This is a genomic window from Pseudomonas sp. D3, from assembly GCF_029320995.1.
In the GTDB taxonomy this organism is placed as follows: Bacteria; Pseudomonadota; Gammaproteobacteria; order Pseudomonadales; family Pseudomonadaceae; genus Aquipseudomonas; species Aquipseudomonas paraveronii.
This window is the reverse complement of the sequence record NZ_CP119772.1, coordinates 3,790,430-3,808,263: the sequence shown is the minus strand read 5'-3', so window position 1 is coordinate 3,808,263 and position 17,834 is coordinate 3,790,430. Positions and strand designations below refer to the sequence as shown.

The following is a 17,834-nucleotide window of genomic DNA, read 5'->3' as shown; positions in this document are numbered from 1 at the left end:
GCGTAAGTGTCGTGGCTCAGCGTAGTTCAATAACCGGAAGGGCGGAGGCCTTTAAGTTGATCCAGGTTGAGGTTCTGCGTGATGTTGTTCAGGCCATTGTTTCCCAGGACCACATTGAGTTGGGTCAAGTTGTTCACGAAGTTGCTGTTCCCTTGAATAACCGTACCTTGCAGGACGTTACCGCCACCAATTTGCTGCACGACGTTGCCTTGGTTGTTGTTGGCCAGCAGCGCCATCTGCACGCCGCCGTTTTTGGCGCTCACCGTGACCTGGCCGGCGGCGGTGCTGCCGGTAATCGACTGGCCGGCCATTAGCGCCTGGCCTGACTGCACATAGTTGGCCGGCGCCAGGCCGCTTTTGTCGACGTTGATGTCGACGCCGTTGTTGGCTGTGTTGCCATCACCTGCTGCGCGGACGCTTTGAACCACGCCTTGGCCCGTGCCGAGGCCGGCGCCGCCGACGACAGTGCCCGTGCCGGTAGGCTGCTGGGTCGCGCCGCTGCCATCGTTACCGGTAATCTGCACGTAAAACTGCGGGGTGACGGTGGAGGCGTTGACTTGCATGTTGGCGGTGCCGGTTACGGTTGCACCGGCGGCGTTAGTCCAAGTGCTGCTCATCACAAGGCCAAAGCTGACAATCCGCCCCGGCATCACATAGCGGCCGCGCAGCTCGGACATTTCCGAATCCTTGAGTTCGATCGGCTTGAACGCCGACGAAGCATAAGCAGGTGCTGAGGCTGCCAGGCACATGACTGTCAGCCAACGGAGAGTGTTCATCGCTTGCTCCTGGAGCTTCCTACTCCTTATTGCGCTTCTAGAAGAAGTCGCTCTGGATAAAACCGAAGTCCATCAATTCACTGTCGCGGACCGGGCTGAAGCCGTTCACTTGGTTTTTGGCGGTCAGCGGCGTGGGCGGGTCGAGCAAGGCGTTGGCCTTGTCGTAGCCTTCACCCAGTACGGCGAATACGATGCCGTTCCAGCCCTTGATGAAATCGTCCTTGGCGTAGCGCTTGTGACCCAGCACAGGATCGCCGATATACACCCAGTCCTTGTCGGCGCGCTGCAATACCACGAAGTGCTTGTAGCCGCGAATATCGAGCAATACGACGACCGGCACTTTTACGGTGATCAGCACTTCTGGGGTGATCCGGTAGCCCTTGGCGCGCATGTGGATGCTTTCCAGGTAGCGCTTCATGTCGAGCATGGAGAAGCCCTGGGTGCGCACCAGGTCCTGGTCGGCGTTGACCAGCATGCCCTTGATGACGTGGTCTTCATCCACGTCCATCCAATAGGCTTGGCGCAGGATGGTCGCCAGTGCAGCGGCCCCACAGCTGAAATCGGTCTTCTGTTCCACCAGGTTGGCGAACTTACGCTCGCGGATGCTCTCGACCTTTTTGTAGATCAACCCACCGCCGGGCATGACCACGGCCATTTGCCCCGCCCAAGTCGGGCCGGTGAGTGCTAGCAGCAGGAAGAAGGCAACAAGGCGCATGATCGTATGACCTGTTGGACACTGGAAATAAAAAGGGCCTTGTTGCCAAGGCCCGATCTGGATCAGAAGCGAGTGGTGGATTGGACCACTACGTTGTTCTGACCTTGGTTGTTGCTGCCCGACAGAACGTTGGAGTTCGATACCCCAGAGCTGTAGTTCATCGAGTTGTTCACGCTGGCGTTGTTGACAACGGGTTTGGCGCTCCAGCTGTGGCCGCTGCTGACGTTGAGGGTCAGGTTGCTGGATACTTCCTGCACGCCATTGACGGTTGCGAGGCCGCCAGAGCCGTCTTTGTTCGACTGAATGACAGTGCTGTTGCTGGCTTGGTTGGAAGTGCCTGCTGCGGCGTTCAACTGAATGATGCCCGAAGCGTTGTTACCGCTATCGTTGAGGGAGGCATTGTTTTTGGTGCCGCTGTTGATCACCAGGTTACCGGTGTTCGATTGTGCGGAGTTCACGGAGGCGAACACGAAATCAGCATCGGCAGACTGGACGACTACGTCGTTTTTGCCTTGGTTGTTTTCACCACTGAGAACGTTGCCGTTGGCTACGCCACTGCTGTGGTTGTAGGAATTGTTGGCCGACGCGTTGTTTTTGGTTTTGTCATTGATCACCACGTTGCCATGGTTGCTTTGACCGTCATTGGCGGCTGCGGCAGCGACGGTTGGCGGTTTTGGATGGTGATAAGTCTCACCCGCTTGAGCAGCAACAGCCATGAGAGCAGCGAGAGCGAAAGCCAGTGGTTTAAGAGCCATTGTAGGTTTCATGGTGTATCTCCTTGCTTCTAATTAGTTGGTTAAGTGTTGGTACGGTGTAGCTAGCGACTCAGCTCCATCAGTTGAGTCGTACATTCAGGGTGTTAGCCACTCGGTTCCCCACCCCGGCGCTCTGGCTGACCTGTACCACTCCACGGCTGCCGGTGAAGGCCTGGTCGCTGGTAACGACCTGGCGGCTGCCAGTGGTAGGGGTCAACCCTGAGTTTGTTGCAAGCGCAACGTTCTGTTGCGACATGACACTGTCGTCGATGCTCTGCGGGCCAGCGTTAACGCTGATTCGCACGGCATTGATCATCTGGTTCTGGGCCCCGGCCGACTGGTTGACACTCAGTACACCGTTGCCATTGCTGAAGGAGGTGCCGTGGATCGCCGCTGTGGCATCCATGGCGCGGTCTGCGGCAGCGCCGCTGATTTTTTGCGTGACGGCAATGTTCGCCTGGGCGTTGTGGCCCACCGCGATCGCGACGTTGTTGCTCAGTTGTTGCTGGTCGCCTGCGGCCTGGTTGAGCGTCACGACGCCGCTGTATTGCTTGGCCGAGTTATCGATAGTTGCGTTATTACTGCTGTCGGCCATTGCCGCCGTGCAGCTGAGTACGGCGAGGAGCATCCAGGAAGCGTTCATTTCATCGCTCCTCCGATCATGCCGCCGAGATTGTTCAGCGGGGCGAGGCCGCTGGCTACCGCGCCGTTGACCGTGCCGGCGACACCGCCGCCGCTATGGCCGGCTGCGCTGCCGGCGCCCAGGCCGATGCCGCCGGCATTGATATTGGTCAAACCGGCCAGGTCGCCATTGGGCATGATGCTGCGAGTGATGCTGACGCCACTGCTCACACCGGCGAAGTCGTTGTCGCTGAGTTCACCGTTGGAGGCGCGGTAGATGGCTGCCGATGGATTGGCATTGACGGTGGTGGGGTAGGGGTCGGTGCCGCGTGTGCGGCCTATCGTATAAGGTTGGACCTGACGTTGAACGACGATCACACCATCGCCTGCCGCGAGCACTGGAAGGCTCACGCCGGTACTCAGTACACAGCTGATCAGCAGGAGGCTCAGTGAGCCTGGATTATGTGTGTCCACGGCAAAATTCCTTATTCGTAGCGCTGACCCTAAACAGCGCTGTAAGGAATAGAGCAGGAGGCGTGCCGCTTTAAATTTATTGTTGTTAATCAAATAGTTATGAAACTTAGCAGGCTAAGTGATGGCCACGCTGTTTCAGCGCTGATACAGCCTGCCGACGCCGGCCGGCAATTCGCGATATACCTGGCCCGCAGGCGGGGAGTTCGGGAGGTTGTATCAGTGATGTAACACTGCGTGTGACAAAACGATGAACCCGCGCAGGCCGGGACGTTCAGGACAGGGAGGTGTTTCAAAAATGGACACAGCAGACGCAAGCAAGCCCACTGATGCCGGCAACAGGCTCAGCCCTTGGGCGCTTTACGTGGAATGGAGTTGAGGACGGGATTGCCATCCTGGTTCTGGGTCAGGTAGACCGGCAAAACCTTGGGCAAGGAGGGCACGAGGTTGTTGACCTCGCTGATGTTGTAGATGCCGCCGATACGGATCGTCCCGGTGCCGGTATCGGCCAGCATCACGGGCTTGTTCAGGTAACGGTTGATCAGTGGTAAAGCATCGGCCAGGGCCAGGTTATCCAGGACCAATTTACCCTGGCGCCAGGCGAGGGCGCTGTCGTCGGGGTTGATCGAGCGCACACGCGGGGTGGTATCGCCCTGTTGATAGCTGGCTTGCATGCCCTGGGTCAGCGGCACGCTGCTGTGTGCCGGGTCGCTGGAAATCTGCACCGAGCCTTCGAGCAACATCACACGCACCTGATCTTCGTATTTCCATACGTTGAATTGGGTGCCGGTCACGCGCACCTGTCCGTCACCGGCCCTGACGACAAATGGATGGGCGCTGTCATGGCTGACCTTGAAAAACGCCTCGCCCTTGCTCAGCGTGACCTGGCGCTGGTCCTTGTAATTGGCGTAGACCAGTTCGGTGCCCAGGTTGAGCTCTAGCTGGCTGCCGTCGCCCAGCGTGACTTGGCGCAAACCATTGCGGGCTTCGAACCGTTCATAGGCACTTGGCAACCACCCCGCTTCCCAACCGGTGAACGCCGCCAGGGGCAGGGCAGCCAGGCACACCGCGGCTGCGACGGCATAAGTACGCAACCGGCTACGCGGTTTGAGCGGCACTACAACGGGGGCCGGGGCGTGGCGTGGCAAGTGATCGGCAACGTCCCAGATTTCCAGCATCGCTGCGTACTCGAAAGCATGCAGCGGGTGAGCATCGTGCCAGCGTTGAAAGGCCAGTCGTTCGTCCGCCGTGCAATCACTCGCATGCAGGCGCATACACCAATGCGCAGCAGCATCGGTGATGGCGTCATATTCGGCTTCTGAAACAGACTTTTCGGTCATTAATTCATCCTGATTTCCCACATTCTAACCTCCGGAGGCAGATGGCGAGAACAGCGATCATGGCTATTGCATATCAATTGCGCGTTATTCTCGTTGGGCACGCCTAAAACAGCTCTGTGACGGAGTCGCGGCCCACGGTAATGGGCGGCGAAGCGCGTCAGGCAGCAGATAGCTCAAGCGCCCGTTGACAGCAGGCACGGGAGGCGTTGTTTAATCGTTGGTCTGGATTCTTGTTGTCTCTTCCAATTACAAAATCGGAGCTACAGATGTCTGCCCAGTCCCCGATAGTGGATAGTTCTTCAGCGTTCATCGGTTTCAACGAGCTGGTGGGGTTGCTGCACGCGGTGTTTATGAAGCACGGCACGTCGCCGGAAGTGGCGCAGGTCCTCGCGCACAATTGCGCCAGCGCCGAGCGCGACGGCGCTCATAGCCATGGCATCTTTCGGATTCCCGGTTATGTCAGCACGCTGGACAGCGGCTGGGTCGACGGCAAGGCTACGCCGGTGGTCACGGATGTCGCTTCCGGCTTCGTGCGTGTCGATGCCGCGAACGGCTTTGCCCAACCGGCGCTGGCGGCGGCCCGTGCGTTGCTGGTGGACAAGGCCCGCAGCGCCGGTATTGCGCTGTTGGCGATTCACAATTCCCATCACTTCGCCGCGTTGTGGCCGGATGTCGAACCCTTCGCCGAGCAAGGCTTGGTGGCGCTGAGTGTGGTCAACAGCATGACCTGCGTGGTGCCCCATGGCGCCGATCGCCCGTTGTTTGGCACCAACCCGATCGCGTTTGCCGCACCACGCGCGGACGGCGCGCCCATTGTCTTCGACCTGGCCACCAGCGCCATCGCCCATGGCGATGTGCAGATCGCCGCGCGCAAGGGCGAACGTCTGCCGCCGGGCATGGGCGTGGACAGCCTGGGCCAGCCGACCCAGGACCCCAAGGCCATCCTCGAAGGCGGTGCTTTGTTGCCGTTCGGCGGGCACAAAGGCTCGGCGCTGTCGATGATGGTCGAGTTACTGGCCGCAGCCTTGACCGGCGGCAACTTCTCGTTTGAGTTCAACTGGGCCGATCACCCGGGTGCGCGCACGCCATGGACCGGCCAACTGTTGATTCTGATCGACCCGAGCAAAACCGCCGGGCAAAACTTCGCCGAGCGCAGCCAGGAACTGGTGCGGCAGATGCACGCGGCAGGGTTGCGGCGGTTGCCGGGGGATCGACGTCATCGCACGCGGGCGAAGTCGTTGGAGGCAGGCATTGAAGTGGATGCGCACGCATTGAATCAGTTGCGTGAGTGGGCCGTCTGAAAAACCACGTAGCCGCTGCCTCGCCAGGGCGCGGCAGCGGCTACGCAAGGTGCACAGTATTAGTTGCGACGACCGAGCAGCAGGCCGACCACCAGGCCAAAGCCTGCGGAAATCGCCACGGTCTGCCACGGGTGACCACCGATGTAGGTTTCGGTGGCATCCACCACCGGCTTGCTGCGCTCGCGCACATGGGACACCGAATCGAGGGCTTGCTTGAGCTTGATCGCGACCTGCTCGCGCAAGGTTTCACCTTCTTCGCCCACCAGGGACGCGCTGCTTTTGAGCAGTTTGTCTGACTCTTCGATCAGTGCAGTCAGTTCGCTGAACGCTTGATCCTTGATTTGATCTTCGACGACTTGGGCGGCAGATTTACGGGCCATTGGGTGACTCCTTGCAGGTAAATGTGACAGTGAACAATGGAGTGCCGGGTGGCAGCAAAAGTTGCAGTTTTTTTGCCAGCCGCTGTGGCATGCGAAATCCGAATCAGGAAACGTAGACCTACAGTGTAAGATGTCACCAATTTGTGCAGCAGGAAATTCAACATGAGCTTCAATCTCGCCAACAAGACCCTCGCCGAACGCGCCGAGCTGGAAGATGAAAAGTCCCGTCTCTATGACCTGTGGCAAAGCAACCTGGGCAAGGCCAAGGGCGAAGCCGCGCGCCTGTTCGGCGAGCGCGCTAAGCGCAAGGGCAAGTGGGCCGAATGGGTCCGCGCGGAACTCGACGGCATGTCGCCGCCGGAGTTCTCCAATATGGTGCGCAGCGAAGTCAACAAGCTGATGGCAGCGGCGAAGTAAAACTGGCGACAATCGCTTCGCGTACTTTCAGCACTATCGGATCCAGTTGAGCCTGGGTACGCCAGCCCAGTTCCACCGGGTAGCGCGGCAGCGCCAACGGGCAAGGCAGCACCTGCAGGCCTGTCATACGTGCGATGGCTTCGGCGGCGTGCCCGGGAATGGTCGCCACCGCCTGGCTGCCCTTGAGCAGAAACGGCAGCGCCGCGAAGTGGCTGGTGGACGCGCACACCTGGCGGCTCAGCCCCTGTGCCGACAGCCCTTCATCGGTAATCCCGATAAACCCGCCGGATGACACCAGCACGTGCTCGCGTGCAACGAACGCTTGCAGATCGATACCTTGCTGGCCTGGCGCCAGGCTGTGCGGGTCGACCAGGCAGCGGTAATCACCTTCCCCCAGCACTTGCCGGCTCAAGCGACGTTCGGCAAAACCGCCGGCGGTAATCGCCAGGTCGAGGCTGCGGTCGAGCAGGGCGGTGGCGACGATCTGGCTGTGGGTCTGACGGAAAATTACGCGCAATTTCGGCATGCGCCGGGCAATTTCCTCCATCAGGCGGCGGCCGTAGGCAATCTCGAAATCGTCGGATAAGCCCAGCACCACGGACCGTCCCTGATAGTGCTGGGTGTCCGGATGGGTCATTGCCAGGCTCTGCCGGCAGCGGTCCAGCGCCTCACTGATCACCGGCTTCAACTGATTGGCCCGCAAGGTCGGCGCCAGGCCGCGGCCGGTACGCACGAACAGTTGGTCGCCATACACTTCGCGCAAACGCCGCAGGCCCGCGCTGATCGCTGATTGGGTCACGCCCAGGCGCAACGCCGCGCGACTGGCGCTGGATTCATCGTGCAGGGCTTCAAAGGTTTTCAGCAGGTTCAGGTCGACCTGGGCGATATTTATATGGCTCATATCATTCAGCACTGAGGTGGGCTTTATTCATGATCCAAGCTGGCCGGAGAATGGGCAACCCCTCATTGTTCGGAGTGCTCCTGATGCCTGTTTCTACTGTGGCGGCTTTGCAAATCGGTTCCTTGCCCGGCGGCAAGGCCGATACCCTGGCGCAAATCCTGGCCTATGAAGACCCGATCCGGCGCAGCGGTGCGCAATTGGTGGTGATGCCCGAGGCGCTGCTGGGTGGTTACCCCAAAGGCGAAGGCTTCGGCACGCAGCTCGGTTATCGCCTGCCCGAAGGCCGCGAAGCCTTTGCACGGTATTTTGCCAACGCCATCGATGTGCCTGGCGCCGAAACCGAGGCGCTGGCGGGTTTGTCGGCGCGCACCGGTGCCAGCCTGGTCCTGGGTGTGATCGAGCGCAGTGGCAGCACGTTGTATTGCACCATGCTGTATTTCGAGCCGGCGGACGGCCTGGTGGCCAAGCACCGCAAGCTGATGCCCACCGGCACTGAACGGCTGATCTGGGGCAAGGGTGATGGCTCCACATTGCCGGTGGTCGACGCGGCGGTCGGGCGCATCGGCGGCGCGGTGTGCTGGGAAAACATGATGCCCCTGCTGCGCACGGCGATGTACGCCAAGGGTGTGCAGGTGTGGTGTGCGCCCACGGTGGATGAACGCGAGATGTGGCAGGTGAGCATGCGCCACATTGCCCACGAGGGTCGCTGTTTTGTGATCAGTGCGTGCCAGGTTCAGGCGTCGCCCGCGGCGCTGGGCGTTGAGGTGGCCAACTGGCCTTCAGACCGCCCGTTGATTGCGGGTGGCAGTGTGATTGTCGGTCCCATGGGCGACATCCTGGCCGGGCCGCTGCTGGGCGAAGCCGGGCTCTTGAGCGCGCAGATCAATACCGACGATCTGGTGCGCGCACGGTATGACTATGACGTGGTGGGGCATTACGCCCGGCCGGATATTTTCGAGTTGAGCGTGGATGAGCGGGCCAAACCGGGCGTGCGTTTCATGACCGACTGATCATATGGCCTGAGGTTTACCAAGTAGCGGTGTTCGGCAGATCCAGCGTCCCACGATCCACAAAGCGCAGGGTGCCGAACAGTCCACCGGCCAATTTTCCGCGCAGGACGTAGGGCAGGTTGTTCAAACTCTGGGTCTGGCTCAGGCCGAGGGTTTGCCGCAACACGGAAAATGCTGAAACGCTGACCGGCACGGTCAGAATGGCCTCGGAAAAGCGTGGGATGCTTCCGTGCTGATCACTCACCCCCGACGCCAGCGGCCGACCATTGACCTCCAGGTCCAGGGCCACGCCGTTGTAGTCGATCGCCGTTTCATTGGGGTTCTGCACCCGCAGTTTCACCGCGAAGCGCACTTCCAGGTCCTGGCTTTGCAGCGGTTCGATGCCCACCACGTTGATATTGACCGGGTCGCGGTTGGGGAACAGGGCGCAAGCGCTCAAGGTCAGCAGCAGTATCGATAGAACCATGAGCTTGCGCATACAAAGGTGCTCCTATTACGTGACGTCCGGGTCCTGCATCACTTTGAGGGTAGAGGACTCCGGATCAAATTCATCTTCTTCCAGCTCTAAGAACTCTTCCGGCAGGAAAATGTTCAGCAGGATTGCACAGAACGCGCCCACGGTGATCGGCGACTCGAAGATGTTGTGCAGCGCTTTGGGCAGGTCGCGCAACACTTCCGGCACGGCGGCGACTCCCAGGCCCATGCCCAGGGAGATTGCCACGATCAGCATGTTGCGTCGGTGCAGGCCGGCTTCGGCGAGGATCTTGATCCCGGCCACGGCGACGGTGCCGAACATGATCAGGGTCGCGCCGCCCAATACCGGCTTGGGCATCAGTTGCAGCACTGCGCCGATCATCGGGAACAGCCCCAGCAGCACCAGCAGGCCGGCAATGAAGTACGCCACATAGCGGCTGGCCACGCCGGTCAGTTGGATCACACCGTTGTTCTGGGCAAACGTCACCATCGGCAGGCTGTTGAAGGTGGCGGCCATCACCGAGTTGAGGCCGTCGGCCAGCAGGCCGGACTTGATGCGCTTGATGTACAGCGGGCCCTTGACCGGTTGTTGGGAAATCATCGAATTGGCCGTCAGGTCACCGGCGGCTTCCAGGGGCGAAATCAGGAAGATCACCGCCACCGGGATAAACGCCACCCAGTCGAATGAGAACCCATACTTGAACGGCACCGGCACGCTGATCAACGGCACGTGGGGCAATGCCGCCATATCCACGCGGCCCAGCCACCAGGCCACGACGAAACCCAGGGTCAGGCCGATCACGATCGAACCCAGGCGCAGGAACGGGTTGCTGAAGCGGTTAAGTACCACAATGGTCAGCAGCACCAGCGCGGCCAGGCCCATATTGCTGGCGGCGCCAAGGTCGTTGGAGCCAAAGCCGCCGGCCATGTCGGTGACTGCCACCTTGATCAGCGACAACCCCATCAGGGTAATGATGGTGCCGGTCACCACTGGGGTGATCAGCTTGCGCAATTTGCCGATGAACTGGCTGAAGACTACTTCGATAAACGCCGCAAAAAAGCAGATGCCGAAGATCGTCGAGAGAATCTCATCGGTGCCGCCACCCCGGGCCTTGACCATGAACCCGGCACTGAGAATCACGCTGATAAACGAAAAACTGGTGCCCTGCAGGCACAACAGGCCCGAGCCGATCGGGCCGAACGTGCGCGCCTGCACGAAGGTGCCGAGCCCGGACACGAACAATGCCATGCTCACCAGGTACGGCACTTCGCTTTCCAGACCCAGCACGCCGCCGACAATCAGGGTAGGGGTGATGATGCCGACGAAACTCGCCAACACATGCTGCAAGGCAGCAAACATCGCCGCAGTGAAATGCGGGCGGTCTTCCAGTCCATAGATCAGATCGGATTTATAGCGCGGGCGCGGGGCTTGAGCGTCAGACAAAGTGCGGGCTCGGGTCAGAAAATGGAGGCGCAGGATGCCAGAAACCGGTGATCGTCAGAAGTGTAAAAAAATATTTATGGAAGCCCTGCTCAAACCGCTGGCCCTGCCGATATCGTCTATAGGCCCACCCAACAATGACAACAAGTGGTGACCAAGGTCAGAGCCGCGTGTTGACGCCAGCTGATCATTCCGCTGCACGGATGCGCGCAGACACTCCTTCTTGAGAATACCTCTATGTCTCTTCGTCATCTGAATATTGCTCCTCGAGCTTCTCTCGGCTTCGCATTCATTGCGTTGCTGGTGGTTGTATTGGGCGTGTTTGCAGTCAATCGCATGACGCTGATCCGTCAGGCGTCGGTGGACATGAGCACCAACCAACTGCCCAGCGTGACCTACTTGGGCACTCTCACGGAAAACGTGCTGCGTATGCGTATCTTGTCGTTTCGCGTATTGGTTAACCGCGAACCGACCGCTTTGCAAGAGGCGCAAACGCGCATCGCTGCACTGATTGACAAGGTCAGAGCCGCACAGGCCGGTTACGCGGCGTTACCCTCCGTGCCTGAGGAAGCGGCCTTGTACAAGACGTTTGTCGGCACCTTGGACAATTACCTGACGGCCCAGGCCGAGATGCTGGCCCTGTCCAAGCAAGACAAGGTCGATGAGATGCGTACCTTGATCAACACGCGGATCAAGGACGGCACCGATCAGATGGGCGAGCAGTTGAACAAGCTGATCGCCATCAACTCCGCCGGCGCCAAGCAAGCCAACGTCCAGGCAGGCCAGAGCTACGACAGCGCGATCACCGGCATCCTCGTCGTTGCGGTGGCCGCCGCCTTGCTCACGGTGCTGTTGGCCTGGTTGCTGACCCGCAGCATCGTCACGCCGCTGCGCAAAGCTGTGGAAGTGGCGGAAACCATTGCCAGCGGCAACCTGAGCAAAGTCATTGAAGATGATGGCAAGGATGAACCGGCGCGGCTGATCAGCGCGTTGTCGACCATGCAAACCAACCTGCGCCAGACCATCCAGCACATCGCCGGTTCGGCCACGCAATTGGCCTCGGCGGCGGAAGAGTTGAGCGCAGTCACCGAAGAAGCCTCCAAAGGCCTGCAGCAACAAAATAATGAAATCGACCAGGCAGCCACTGCCGTCAATGAGATGACCGCCGCCGTGGAAGAGGTGGCGCGTAACGCGGTGTCCACCTCCGAAGCCTCCACACAGTCCAACCAAGCGGCCCGGGAAGGCCGTGACCGCGTGGTCGAGACCGTCGGCGCGATCCAGACCATGACCCAAGATGTGCAAAACACCTCGCTGCTGATCGAAGGCCTGGCCACCCAGGGTCGGGACATCGGCAAGGTGCTCGACGTGATCCGGGCGATTGCCGAGCAGACCAACTTGCTGGCGCTCAACGCTGCGATCGAAGCCGCCCGAGCCGGTGAAGCCGGGCGCGGCTTCGCGGTGGTGGCGGACGAGGTGCGGGCGTTGGCCCATCGCACCGCGCAGTCGACCCAGGAAATCGAGAAAATGGTCGCCGGTATCCAGAACGGCACCGGTGAAGCCGTGCAATCGATGCAACAGAGCAACCAGCGGACCCATAACACCCTGGAACTGGCCCGTGCGGCTGGCGTGGCACTGGAGCAGATCACCCAGTCGATCAGCCTGATCAACGAGCGCAACCTGGTGATCGCCAGCGCGTCGGAGGAGCAGGCCCAGGTGTCGCGTGAAGTGGACCGCAATCTGGTCAACATCCGCGACCTGGCGACCCAGTCGGCGGCCGGCGCCAACCAGACCAGCGCGGCCAGCCATGAGCTGTCGCGCCTGGCGGTGGATTTGAATGCGATGGTGGCCAGGTTCGTTATCTGACCAACTTTGCAATGCAATCCAAATGTGGGAGGGGCGGTGCGACGATTCGACTTGCTCCCGATGGCGCTGGATCAGTCAGTAGATGAGTTGACTGACCCACCGCCATCGGGAGCAAGTCGAATCGTCGCACCGCCCCTCCCACATTTGCGCTATGTTGTGTCAGAAGCTATTGCGCCCAGGCGCCTGGATTCACCAGGTTTTTCGGCTTCTGACCCGCTAGCGCCGCCAACAGATTATCCACCGCGCATTCGGCCATCGCTTCGCGCGTTTCATGGGTCGCCGAGCCGATATGCGGCGTTGCCACCACATTGTTCAACCGCAGCAACGGCGAATCGTGGGGCAGCGGTTCGCGCTCGAACACATCCAGCCCCGCCGCGCGAATCGTGTGTTGCTGCAAGGCTTCGACCAGCGCGGCTTCATCCACCACTTTGCCGCGTGAGATATTGATAAAGATCGTCTGCGGCCCCATCAGCGCGAATTCTTCAGCGCCGATCAACCGCTCGGTTTCGGCGGTGAGCGGCAGTGTCAGGCAGACGAAATCCGCTTGTTGCAGCAAGTCTTTCAGGCTGCGGTACTGCGCGCCGAACCGCTTTTCCACCTGCGGCTTGGGCGAGTGGCTGTGGTAGAGCACCGGCATGCCAAAACCAAAATGCCCGCGCTGGGCCAGCGCTTCACCAATGCGGCCCATGCCGATGATGCCCAGGGTCTTGCCATGCACATCGCTGCCGAAATGCGCCGGGCCGATGTTCTTGTTCCACTGGCCGGCACGTACCATATCGGCCAGTTCGACCACCCGGCGCGCGGTGGCGAGGATCAGCGCGAAGCCGGTGTCGGCGGTGGTTTCGGTCAGCACATCGGGTGTGTTGCTGAGCAGGATGCCGCGCTGGGTCAAGTACTCGACGTCGTAGTTGTCGACGCCGACGGACACGCTGGCCACCGCCTCCAACTGCGGTGCCAGGTCCAGCAGGGTGGCGTCCAGGCGCAGGCTCGCGCCGAGCAAACCGTGGGCGCCGGGGAGGGCGTCGCGCAGCTTGGCCAGGCCGGGCGCATCAAGCGCGTCGATCAGCGTGACCTCGGCGTGTGCATGCAGGCGAGCCATCAGCGGCGCGGAGAGTTTTTTGTACAACACGACAGACTTTTTCATCCGGTCTTCACCTTTAATTCGAGGGTATGCAACGGCGCGCGCTCACGGTCGCTGGCGCCGGGTTTGAGGAACATCGTCAGCACCACCGAGAACATCAACGCGCCGCTCATCAGCAGGTAAGAGGCGCCAGGTGAACCGGTGCTGCTATTGAGGTAACCCACCAGGTACGAGCCGCCGAACGAGCCGAGCGCGCCCATGCTGTTGATCAATGCCATGGCGCCGCCGGCGACGTTGGCCGGCAGGATTTCCGGGACAATCGCGAAAAACGGCCCATAGGGCGCATACATGCACGCCCCGGCAATCACCAGCAGCGTGTAGGACCACCAGAAGTGTTCGGCGCCGAGCACGTAAGACGCATAGAAAGCGATGGAGGCGATCAGCAACGGCGGCCACACAAACCGCTTACGCTTTTGCAGCTTGTCCGACCCCCACGACACCACCAGCATGCCGATCACCGCCGCCAGGTACGGCAGCGCCGACAACCAGCCGGCCTCGACCATGTCCATCTGCAGCCCGGCCTTGAGGATCGACGGCAACCACAGCACAAACCCGTACACGCCGATGCTCCAGCAGAAGAACTGCAGCGCGAGGATGATGACCTTGGGCGAACGGAACGCTTCGGCGTAGTTTTTCACCGCTTTGATCCCCACCTGTTCGGCGGCGAGGGCGGTTTCCAGAGCGCGTTTTTCGCTGTCGCTCAGCCACTTGGCATCCTTGGGCCGCTCATCGGCCAGGCGCCACCAGATAAACGCCCACAGCACCGCCGGCAGGCCTTCGACGATGAACATCCAGCGCCAGCTGAAATGCTGCACCAGATAGCCAGACACCACCGACATCCACAGCATGGTCACCGGGTTGCCGAGGATCAGGAACGTGTTGGCGCGCGAGCGTTCGGCACGGGTGAACCAGTGGCACAGGTACACCAGCATCGCCGGCATCACCGCCGCTTCGACCACGCCGAGCATGAAGCGAATGGCGATCAGCATGTAAGCGTTGGACACCACGCCCGTCAGGGTGGCCAGGCCGCCCCAGAGGATCAGGCTGACGAAAATCAACTTCTTCACGCTGCGTTTTTGTGCGTAGATCGCCCCCGGCACCTGGAAGAAGAAGTAGCCGAGGAAAAACAGGGCGCCGAGCAGGGACGACATGCCCGGTGTGATCATCAGGTCTTCAGCCATCCCGCTGGCGGCGGCGAAACCGTAGTTGGCGCGGTCCAGGTACGCCAGGCTGTAGGTGATAAAGACGATGGGCATGATGTACCACCAACGGCGGGTGGCGAGTTTCAAGGTATCCATGGGGTTGCTCCTGAGCTTGTTGTAGTTGTGGCAACAGGGAGTGGGTCAAGCAACGGATCGGGTCGGTAACTCCGCACGCGTGGGTAAGCCTTCCATATCGCCGCGGCTCTGCACGGCACGGCTGCCGATCCAGTTGCCGCGTTGTACCGCCTCACGGAAGCTGAGGTTCTCCAGCAGCGCGCTGATCATGCCGACAGCAAAGCCATCACCGGCGCCTACGGTGTCGACCACCTTGTCCACGCGCACGGCGGCGACAAAACCCTGGTCCATTTGGGTGCGGTAATAAGCGCCTTCCGGGCCGAGCTTGATGGCCACGGCTTCGGCGCCCTGGTCCAGGTAAAACGCGGCGATATCCGCCGGGTCGTCGAAACCGGTGAGCAGTCGACCTTCGCTCAAGCCTGGCAAGACCCAATCGGCTAGGCCTGCGAGGGCGTTGATCTCGCGGATCATCTGCGGCTGGCTGGCCCACAGCGCCGGGCGCAGGTTTGGATCGAACGACACGCTGCGCCCTGCCTTGCGCATTTGCGTCATCAGCTCGCAGGACAACTCACGCGTGGCCTCGGACAAGGCCGGCGGAATGCCGGTGGCGTGCAGGTGACGGGCGCCCAGCAGCGCCGGGCTTATGGCCGCGGTGGATAAGTGGCTGGCCGCCGAGCCCTTGCGGAAGTACTCGACCTGGGGATCAGCGCCGGTTTCTTCGCGGGACTTGAGCTGAAAACCGGTGGGATGCAGCGGGTCGACCGCCACGTGCCGGCAATCCAGGCCTTGTTGTTTGAGCGTGTCGAGCACAAAGCGGCCCAGGGAATCGTTACCCACCCGGCTCAGCCAGGCGACGTTGAAACCCAGGCGCGACAGGCCAATGGCGACATTGCTGTCGGCCCCGGCGATGCGTTTGTGGAAGTGGCCAACCTGGGCCAGGTCGCCGGTCTGGTCGGCGACGAACATCGCCATGGTTTCACCAAACGACAGGATATCGATCTCAGACATGGGCGTTCTCCGCACGGGGCTGGCCAAGCAGGGCGAGGGTGGTGACCTGCTGGGCGGTGACGTCGACCAGGTCATCGCCTTGCAATGGGAATTCCACCGCCCGGGTAATACCTTGAGTCATGTGGCCCAGCAGTTGTTCCCACAGATGCAGGTCGGTGGCGCCGGGCGGCAGTGCCACCAGCTTGCCATCTGGGCGACGGGCCACGGCCTTGCAATGCAGGTAGTCGACATGTCGGCCGAGCAGGCGGGCGGCGGTGAGGGCGGACTGGTCCTGCCAGTGCCAGTTGCCGATGTCGAAGGTCATCTTGACCGGCAGGCCAAGGCGCTCGACTTCGCTGAAGAAGCGCTGCAGCGGTTCGATGCGGCCGCCGTGCAGGGTCTGGTCGTTTTCCACCAGCAACTTGACCGGGTGGCGGTTGAGCAGGGCGTGCAGGCTTTGCAGGTCATTGGTGTCGGTGAAGTAGCCGAGAGAGACTTTCAGCCAGCGCGCACCAAAAGCCTGGGCGCGGTCAAGGGTGGCGGCGAGCTCGGCATTCGGCTGGGCGCGGCCGGCGACCCACAGTTCCAACGGCGATGAGAACACGCATTCCAGGCCCTGTTCGGCAGCCGCCTGGGCCAGTTGCGCGGGTTGCTCAATGGTCAGCAGTTCCTCGCGCCACTCTATGCGCCGGGCGCCGGCAGCCGCCAGCAGCGCGACAAAACTCAATTGGCCCTGCTGGCGCACGAGGTCGGCGCCGTAGCTGGAAAGGCTGATGGAGACGGGGTATTCATGCATTGTTGTGTCCCTCTGAAACCGGTTTCATTTTTTTCTGAAAAAAACACTTTCCTGTAGGAGCGAGCTTGCTCGCGAAAAACCTGAGAGCGCCGCGTTAAACCAGGATCGCTGCGTTATCGTTGGCGTTTTTCGCGAGCAAGCTCGCTCCTACAAGGGGTTGTGGAGCCTCGGATGATCAGTTCGGGCAGGAAGTCCAGGGTGCGCGTCGGCGCCCTGTCACCGCGCAGCCGCTTGAGCAGACAGTCGAAGGCGCTGGCGCCAATCGCCTGGGTCGGCTGGGCGAGGGCGGTGATGCCGTTGCCCACCAGCGGGTACCAGTCCAGGTCATCCAGGGCGATCAGGCCAACGTCCTTGAACAGGTTGCAGCCCAAGGCCTTGAGCGCGCGGGTGCAGGCCAGTGCGGCGATGCCGTTGGCGCAGAACAACGCTTTAGGTCCGGGTTTGGCGAGAAAGGTGCGCAGGCGGTTTTCCAGTGCGTCATCCAGTTCCAGCACCGCGCCGCTCAACGCCGGGCGGCGGGCAATTTCGGCCATGAAACTGTCAAGGCGCTCCAAGCGCGAGCTGGTGCCGTCGGTGGCCTCGCTGACCAGCAACACATCGCGGTAGCCCTGTTGCTCAAGGTGTTCCACCGCCATGCGCACCGCGGCCGGGTTATCCAACCCCACCAGGTCGCTGTGCAGCGGCGCGACCTTGCGGTCCACCAGCACCAGAGGCATTTCCCGTTGCAGCTCCAGCAATTGCTCAAGGTGATGGCCGAGGGTGTTCACGATCAGCCCTTCGATGTTGTACGAGCGCAGCGCCGCCAGATGCTGGCGCTCCTGCTCGTCATCGCGGTCGGTGTTGCACACCACCAGGCTGTAGCCGTGCTGGCGGCAGGCGGTTTCGACGCCGTGCATCACGGCAATGGAATAGGGGTTGCGGATATCGGCCACCAGCATGCCGATCAGACGCGTGCGGCCGCGTTTCAAACCACGGGCCATCTGGTTGGGGCGGTAGCCGAGTTGATCGATGGCCTGCTCGATGCGCAGGGCGATGGCGTCGGAGAGCAGGGCGCGGTCGTCGCCGATAAAGCGCGACACGCTGGCTTTGGACACGCCGGCGCGCTGGGCGACGTCAAGCATGGTCACGCGGCTGCGCTGGGCGGCAGAGAAACTGTTCACGGTCATCG

At 61.3% G+C, this 17,834-nt stretch carries 19 protein-coding genes; 4 read left to right on the top strand and 15 right to left on the bottom strand.

Annotated elements, in window-relative coordinates:
- Window positions 1–26: 26 nt before the first annotated feature.
- The 6 genes from P3S72_RS17290 to P3S72_RS17265 all read right to left on the bottom strand — a co-directional run bounded on the left by P3S72_RS17290 (window position 27) and on the right by P3S72_RS17265 (window position 4,678).
- Window positions 27–776, bottom strand: coding sequence for a hypothetical protein (locus P3S72_RS17290; protein ID WP_276193289.1), 750 nt, complete (start codon window positions 774–776; stop codon window positions 27–29).
- 37 nt (window positions 777–813) lie between these two features.
- Complete coding sequence (locus P3S72_RS17285) at window positions 814–1,491, bottom strand: C39 family peptidase (RefSeq protein WP_276193288.1); 678 nt, start codon at window positions 1,489–1,491, stop codon at window positions 814–816.
- A gap of 62 nt (window positions 1,492–1,553) precedes the next feature.
- Window positions 1,554–2,258, bottom strand: coding sequence for a heme utilization protein (locus P3S72_RS17280; protein WP_276193287.1), 705 nt, complete (start codon window positions 2,256–2,258; stop codon window positions 1,554–1,556).
- A gap of 67 nt (window positions 2,259–2,325) precedes the next feature.
- The gene (locus tag P3S72_RS17275; RefSeq protein WP_276193285.1) at window positions 2,326–2,889 is read right to left on the bottom strand and encodes an adhesin; all 564 of its coding nucleotides are present in this window, start codon (window positions 2,887–2,889) and stop codon (window positions 2,326–2,328) included.
- Window positions 2,886–3,341, bottom strand: a complete 456-nt coding sequence (locus P3S72_RS17270; RefSeq protein ID WP_276193283.1) for a hypothetical protein — start codon at window positions 3,339–3,341, stop codon at window positions 2,886–2,888. The genes P3S72_RS17275 and P3S72_RS17270 overlap by 4 nt, the downstream gene beginning before the upstream one ends.
- Window positions 3,342–3,682: 341 nt before the next feature.
- On the bottom strand, window positions 3,683–4,678 hold the full coding sequence (locus P3S72_RS17265) for a FecR family protein (protein ID WP_276193281.1): 996 nt from the start codon (window positions 4,676–4,678) through the stop codon (window positions 3,683–3,685).
- Window positions 4,679–4,944: 266 nt separating this feature from the next.
- Between P3S72_RS17265 and P3S72_RS17260 the strand changes: the two genes are divergently transcribed.
- Window positions 4,945–5,979 (top strand): Ldh family oxidoreductase, encoded by a 1,035-nt coding sequence (locus tag P3S72_RS17260; protein WP_276193280.1) that lies wholly within the window; start codon window positions 4,945–4,947, stop codon window positions 5,977–5,979.
- 59 nt (window positions 5,980–6,038) lie between these two features.
- Here the strand turns inward: P3S72_RS17260 and P3S72_RS17255 are convergent, their stop codons facing one another.
- The gene (locus P3S72_RS17255) at window positions 6,039–6,359 is read right to left on the bottom strand and encodes a DUF883 family protein (RefSeq protein ID WP_253395303.1); all 321 of its coding nucleotides are present in this window, start codon (window positions 6,357–6,359) and stop codon (window positions 6,039–6,041) included.
- Between the two features lie 162 nt (window positions 6,360–6,521).
- On the opposite strand from P3S72_RS17255, the gene P3S72_RS17250 reads away from it, so the two are divergent.
- Window positions 6,522–6,776, top strand: a complete 255-nt coding sequence (locus tag P3S72_RS17250) for a hypothetical protein (protein WP_017848398.1) — start codon at window positions 6,522–6,524, stop codon at window positions 6,774–6,776.
- On the opposite strand, the gene P3S72_RS17245 is transcribed toward P3S72_RS17250, so the two are convergent.
- A complete protein-coding gene (locus P3S72_RS17245; RefSeq protein WP_276193278.1) occupies window positions 6,748–7,677 on the bottom strand; it encodes a LysR family transcriptional regulator in 930 nt (309 codons plus the stop codon). The two genes, P3S72_RS17250 and P3S72_RS17245, sit on opposite strands and share 29 nt — an antisense overlap.
- Before the next feature lie 83 nt (window positions 7,678–7,760).
- Here P3S72_RS17245 and P3S72_RS17240 point away from each other — a divergent pair, with 83 nt between their 5' ends.
- Window positions 7,761–8,687, top strand: a complete 927-nt coding sequence (locus P3S72_RS17240; RefSeq protein ID WP_276193277.1) for a carbon-nitrogen hydrolase family protein — start codon at window positions 7,761–7,763, stop codon at window positions 8,685–8,687.
- 16 nt (window positions 8,688–8,703) lie between these two features.
- Here the strand turns inward: P3S72_RS17240 and P3S72_RS17235 are convergent, their stop codons facing one another.
- Complete coding sequence (locus P3S72_RS17235; protein WP_276193276.1) at window positions 8,704–9,165, bottom strand: LEA type 2 family protein; 462 nt, start codon at window positions 9,163–9,165, stop codon at window positions 8,704–8,706.
- Window positions 9,166–9,180: 15 nt separating this feature from the next.
- Window positions 9,181–10,605 (bottom strand): nucleobase:cation symporter-2 family protein, encoded by a 1,425-nt coding sequence (locus tag P3S72_RS17230; RefSeq protein WP_276193275.1) that lies wholly within the window; start codon window positions 10,603–10,605, stop codon window positions 9,181–9,183.
- A 234-nt stretch (window positions 10,606–10,839) separates the two neighbouring features.
- On the opposite strand from P3S72_RS17230, the gene P3S72_RS17225 reads away from it, so the two are divergent.
- The gene (locus P3S72_RS17225) at window positions 10,840–12,465 is read left to right on the top strand and encodes a methyl-accepting chemotaxis protein (RefSeq protein ID WP_276193274.1); all 1,626 of its coding nucleotides are present in this window, start codon (window positions 10,840–10,842) and stop codon (window positions 12,463–12,465) included.
- Window positions 12,466–12,631: 166 nt separating this feature from the next.
- Here the strand turns inward: P3S72_RS17225 and P3S72_RS17220 are convergent, their stop codons facing one another.
- The 5 genes from P3S72_RS17220 to P3S72_RS17200 form a co-directional block, all read right to left on the bottom strand.
- Entirely contained in the window at window positions 12,632–13,609 is a 978-nt protein-coding gene (locus P3S72_RS17220) for a D-glycerate dehydrogenase (RefSeq protein WP_276193273.1), read from the bottom strand.
- On the bottom strand, window positions 13,606–14,904 hold the full coding sequence (locus tag P3S72_RS17215; protein WP_276193272.1) for an MFS transporter: 1,299 nt from the start codon (window positions 14,902–14,904) through the stop codon (window positions 13,606–13,608). Before P3S72_RS17215 ends, P3S72_RS17220 begins: the two co-directional genes overlap by 4 nt.
- Before the next feature lie 45 nt (window positions 14,905–14,949).
- A complete protein-coding gene (locus tag P3S72_RS17210; RefSeq protein ID WP_276193271.1) occupies window positions 14,950–15,891 on the bottom strand; it encodes a sugar kinase in 942 nt (313 codons plus the stop codon).
- The gene (locus P3S72_RS17205; RefSeq protein ID WP_276193270.1) at window positions 15,884–16,666 is read right to left on the bottom strand and encodes a TIM barrel protein; all 783 of its coding nucleotides are present in this window, start codon (window positions 16,664–16,666) and stop codon (window positions 15,884–15,886) included. Before P3S72_RS17205 ends, P3S72_RS17210 begins: the two co-directional genes overlap by 8 nt.
- 113 nt (window positions 16,667–16,779) lie before the next feature.
- Window positions 16,780–17,832 (bottom strand): LacI family DNA-binding transcriptional regulator, encoded by a 1,053-nt coding sequence (locus P3S72_RS17200; protein WP_276193269.1) that lies wholly within the window; start codon window positions 17,830–17,832, stop codon window positions 16,780–16,782.
- Window positions 17,833–17,834: the final 2 nt, after the last annotated feature.

Bases quoted from the DNA above. Each gene is read 5' to 3' on its own strand.
- P3S72_RS17290 (WP_276193289.1), bottom strand. From the start codon at position 776: ATGAACACTCTCCGTTGGCTGACAGTCATGTGCCTGGCAGCCTCAGCA.
- P3S72_RS17285 (WP_276193288.1), bottom strand. From the start codon at position 1,491: ATGCGCCTTGTTGCCTTCTTCCTGCTGCTAGCACTCACCGGCCCGACT.
- P3S72_RS17280 (WP_276193287.1), bottom strand. From the start codon at position 2,258: ATGAAACCTACAATGGCTCTTAAACCACTGGCTTTCGCTCTCGCTGCT.
- P3S72_RS17275 (WP_276193285.1), bottom strand. From the start codon at position 2,889: ATGAACGCTTCCTGGATGCTCCTCGCCGTACTCAGCTGCACGGCGGCA.
- P3S72_RS17265 (WP_276193281.1), bottom strand. From the start codon at position 4,678: ATGACCGAAAAGTCTGTTTCAGAAGCCGAATATGACGCCATCACCGAT.
- P3S72_RS17260 (WP_276193280.1), top strand. From the start codon at position 4,945: ATGTCTGCCCAGTCCCCGATAGTGGATAGTTCTTCAGCGTTCATCGGT.
- P3S72_RS17255 (WP_253395303.1), bottom strand. From the start codon at position 6,359: ATGGCCCGTAAATCTGCCGCCCAAGTCGTCGAAGATCAAATCAAGGAT.
- P3S72_RS17250 (WP_017848398.1), top strand. From the start codon at position 6,522: ATGAGCTTCAATCTCGCCAACAAGACCCTCGCCGAACGCGCCGAGCTG.
- P3S72_RS17245 (WP_276193278.1), bottom strand. From the start codon at position 7,677: ATGAGCCATATAAATATCGCCCAGGTCGACCTGAACCTGCTGAAAACC.
- P3S72_RS17240 (WP_276193277.1), top strand. From the start codon at position 7,761: ATGCCTGTTTCTACTGTGGCGGCTTTGCAAATCGGTTCCTTGCCCGGC.
- P3S72_RS17235 (WP_276193276.1), bottom strand. From the start codon at position 9,165: ATGCGCAAGCTCATGGTTCTATCGATACTGCTGCTGACCTTGAGCGCT.
- P3S72_RS17225 (WP_276193274.1), top strand. From the start codon at position 10,840: ATGTCTCTTCGTCATCTGAATATTGCTCCTCGAGCTTCTCTCGGCTTC.
- P3S72_RS17220 (WP_276193273.1), bottom strand. From the start codon at position 13,609: ATGAAAAAGTCTGTCGTGTTGTACAAAAAACTCTCCGCGCCGCTGATG.
- P3S72_RS17215 (WP_276193272.1), bottom strand. From the start codon at position 14,904: ATGGATACCTTGAAACTCGCCACCCGCCGTTGGTGGTACATCATGCCC.
- P3S72_RS17210 (WP_276193271.1), bottom strand. From the start codon at position 15,891: ATGTCTGAGATCGATATCCTGTCGTTTGGTGAAACCATGGCGATGTTC.
- P3S72_RS17205 (WP_276193270.1), bottom strand. From the start codon at position 16,666: ATGCATGAATACCCCGTCTCCATCAGCCTTTCCAGCTACGGCGCCGAC.
- P3S72_RS17200 (WP_276193269.1), bottom strand. From the start codon at position 17,832: ATGACCGTGAACAGTTTCTCTGCCGCCCAGCGCAGCCGCGTGACCATG.